At 62.6% G+C, this 4,101-nt stretch carries 2 protein-coding genes; one reads left to right on the top strand and one right to left on the bottom strand.

From position 1 onward, the window contains the following. The coding region (locus WBV42_RS10545; RefSeq protein WP_423985986.1) for a PAS domain S-box protein at positions 1–2,470 on the bottom strand (2,470 nt) is incomplete at its 3' end. Positions 2,471–2,551: 81 nt separating this feature from the next. On the opposite strand from WBV42_RS10545, the gene WBV42_RS10540 reads away from it, so the two are divergent. After that, the coding region (locus WBV42_RS10540; protein WP_423985985.1) for a MutS-related protein at positions 2,552–4,101 on the top strand (1,550 nt) is incomplete at its 3' end.

Genomic DNA, 4,101 nt, shown 5'->3' with positions numbered 1-4,101 from the left:
CCCTCGGTAGTTCGATGGTTCCGCGGGCCTTCTCCGGCCCCGCTTCGACGTATCCGAGTGTCGCCCCCCTGTCCACGAGCGCCTTGACGAACGATGGGCCGTCGTAGCTGACTTCGAATATGCACTCGTCCTCGCGCTCGTGCACGACTCGCGTGTCCGTTACCCCGTCGTACTGCTCGGTTCGCTCACGGATGACCTCCGGTGGCGCACCGGATGCCGTAACGAAACAGAGGATTTCGCCGGTCGGCGAGATAGTCGTTCCATGCAAGACGAACGTACACCCGAGCTTCTGCGGAATATCGATGAGATAGTGGTCGGCCTCCAGCGCTTCCATCTCGACTTCCACCACGCAGTCGGAGACGAGCGCCTTTCGGCTCTCCATCGCGGCGATAGCCATCCCGATAGTTTCGCCGAGTTCGACGAGCACCGACTGTTCGCGGCTATCGAACGCCCCTTCCCGGTCGGCGTGAACGACGAGGACGCCGTATTGGGTTTCGTCGTACCGAATCGGAAGCGCCGCCAACGATTGGTAGTCGCCGTCGAGCGCTTCCGTTACCCACGATTCGAACGCCGGATCGGTCGGTACGTCCTCGACCACCACCGTCTGCCCGGATCGCAGTGCTTTGGCGACCGGACAGTTCCGCTGGCCTGCCTCCTTGTCGGCCGATTCGTAGTAGGTAGTATCCCCCGCGTTCGCCACTGCTCTGACGGTTTCGACTCCCATCTCGTACTCACCGATCCACGCGAACTCGTACGGTCCGGCCGACGCCAACCGCCCCACGACCGTCTCCTCGATTTCCTCGCGACTCGTGGCCTGCACCAGCGTTCGATCCACGTCCCGAATGACTTCGTTGATTCGGTTCAGTTCGACCAGTTCGGCTCGCTGTGTCGCCAACGTTTCCTCGCGCTCCGCCCGGTCGAGCGCCGACTGGACGTTCGTCGCCAAAATCTCGGCGAAATCGCGGACGTATTCGTCGAACCGTCCCGTGGAAGGGGAACCGAGCAGAAAGACACCGTGAGCCCCCAACGGAATCACGATCCCCTGTTCGACTTCCATTCCTTCCTCGCATACTTCGAGACCGTCGTCCGACCCATCGAACATGACCGCTTCACCCGATTCGAACGCCGACCACACCGGATCATCGTTCTCCCCGAAACGTGGAATTTCGTCCAGTAGCGTCTCGGTCGTCTCCGTCATCGCAGCGGGAACGAGCTCGTCGCCTCCCTCGTTTGTGAGGTGGAGTATTGAGAGGGGAAGGTCGAGTTTATCCCCGGCGGCTTTCACCGCGATCTCACAGATGTCCGTCTTCGTCTCCGCCGTCATGAGCCGACGCGTCGCGGAGCGCAGATGTTCGAGCGTTCGTTCGCGATCCTTCCGCTCCGAGATATCCTTGAAGATGGCGTTGACGAGCCGTTGGTCGCCGACTTCCGAAACGTTCGCGCTGATCTCGACCGGCACCTCCTCGCCGTCGGGGCGAACGACCGAAGGGTGATCCACGTTCCGTATTATTCCCTCCGCCTCCGCGTGATTCTCGAAAATTTTCCGATACTGCTCCCGTCGCTCTACTGGATGAATCTCCGACTGATGCATCCCACAAATCTCGTTCCGAGGGCGTCCGAGCAACTCCTCCGCCGCCCCATTGGCGTCCACGATGATACCCGTCTCAGCATCGGCGACGAGAACTGCCTCCGGACTCGCGGCGACCAACCGCCGATAGCGTTCCCGTGACGCTTCGAGTTCCGTCTCCACTGCTTTTCGCTCCGATACGTCGCGGATGATGCCGGTTATCAACTCGTCACCGCCACACATGCCGTTGTGAAACGAGAGCAGTACCGGAACTTCGTGGCCATCACGGTGCCGTGCTATCGTTTCGACGTGCTCCCAGTCGAGTTGTCGCTCTCCGGTTTCGACGTATCGATCGAACGATTTCCGATGTGTCGACCGGAGGACTGACGGGATCGCCGTCGTCAACTGTCTCCCGAGTATTTTGGTCGGGTCGTACCCGAGAACGCGTTCGAGACCGTCGTTGGCGTAGCGGATACGTCCCTCCTCGTCTATCGTTACGACGGCATCAGCCAACCCACCGAGTATCGCCGTTGCCTGTTCCAACTCCTGTCCGGTTCGGTAGTCGTCGATGGCGCGCTCGACCCTGTGTGTGAGTAACTCGGGACTGTCGGGACTGACACAGTCGGTAACCCCTGCCGAAAGCGCCCTCGTTATCGTCCGGTCGTCGTCGGTGACGATGAAGAACGGCAACTCCGTGTCGCGTTCGCGTACTTCCTCCAACACAGCCACCGCGTCGCATTTCGGCGGTGACTGCTCACAGACCACGCAGTCGGCGATATCGAGTCGGTCGAGCACCTTCGTGGCACTCGTTCGCCGCTCCGTGGCTCCCTGTAGTCCAACTCGTCCGCTCTGACCAACGTAGACGATTTGTGGCGTGTCCGGGTATGATTCATGGAGGGACATGGGAATATTAATACTGCCGAGCTATCTCTACCTTTCGGTCAAACGGGAATGATTAATACCCGTCCGTGTCAGCCGACAGGTATGAGGCTGGAGGATTACTGGGGCGTCGGGCCGAAGACGAGCGAGTTGCTCGCATCGGAACTCGGCGTCGAACGAGCGATTCACGCAATCGAATCGAGCGACGTTCGCGCACTGACGAAGGCGGGGCTGCCCCGAGGACGGGCGACACGTATCCTCCGGCAGGCCAACGGCGGCGAGGGGATGGACGTTCTCGCGACGCGAGATGCTCGTTCGGTGTACAAGTCACTGCTCGACCTCGCCAGCGACTATGCCGTGACACCCGACGCGGGCGACCGAATTCGCGTCTTCACCCCGGTTCGATCCCGGGAGAAGGCGGAGGAACGACTCGACTCCGTGATGGCGGCTGTGGAATCGTGGGATGAACTGGACGACGAGACGCGGGAAACCGTCCTCGATGCGTTCGACGCCTACGACGGCAGCGAGCGAACCGCCGTCGAGACGGCGCGGGCGCTCCAACGAACCGGCGTCGATGACGGCGCGTTTGCCACCGTCGCCGGAATCGACCCGGACGACCTCGAAGTCGCGGACAGTGCCCTCGGGAAACTCGACGATGGATCGGTCGCAGAGGGTGCTGACGAGGAACTCGACCGCCTCCGGGAGACGCTCGCGGCGGCCGAACGACTCGAAAGCGGATCCTTGGACGTGCTCGAAGCCGTCCAGTCCGGTGACGTTCGAAATCCAGATGAGTTCCGCGAGAGCTACGTCGAGTACGTCGCCCGCGAGACCGGCATCGAACCGCAGCGAATCCGTGACGCGACGGTGGGCGAGGCGACCGACGCCACCGACTTCGTCGGCGGGTCGCTCCGCGAACTCGTCGCCGAAAGCCGTGCTGCGGCCGAAGAACGGGAATCCTCGGTGGTCGAGCGACTTGAAACCGACATCGAAACCGCCCGTGATGCCATCGATGCCGCCGCTTCGGCCGTGAGCGACCTCGCGGTTTCGCTGTCGCTCGCCCGCTTCGCCGCCGCGTTCGACCTCACGCGTCCGGAGTTCGTGGACTCCGGGTTCGCCGTCGAGGGTGCACGGAACCTCTTTCTCGCCACGGGGAGCGGCGACGTCCAGCCCATCACCTACGGCATCGGCGACCACGCCGTCGCGGGACCGCCGAAAGGCGACCGCGTGACCGTCCTGACCGGCGCGAACAGCGGTGGGAAGACGACCCTACTCGAAACGCTGTGTCAAGTCGGCTTGCTTGCACAGATGGGCCTACCCGTCCCCGCATCGCGGGCGCAGGTGTCGATTTCCGACGCCATTGTCTTCCACCGCCGCCACGCCAGTTTCAACGCTGGGGTGCTCGAATCCACGCTCCGGAGCATCGTTCCGCCGCTCACGGACGACGGACGGACGCTCATGCTGGTGGACGAGTTCGAAGCGATTACCGAACCGGGGAGCGCCGCGAACCTCCTCCACGGCCTCGTGAGTTTGACCGTCGACAGGGGCGCGCTCGGTGTGTTCGTCACCCACCTCGCGGACGACCTGAATCCGCTTCCCGAACAAGCCCGGAAGGACGGTATCTTCGCCGAAGGGTTGGACGAGGAGTTGGATCTGCT

The sequence above is a fragment of the Haladaptatus sp. genome, from assembly GCF_049589095.1.
Classification (GTDB): domain Archaea; phylum Halobacteriota; class Halobacteria; order Halobacteriales; family Haladaptataceae; genus Haladaptatus.
Note: the sequence above shows the minus strand (reverse complement) of the source record. Positions and strands in the feature narration are given on the sequence as shown.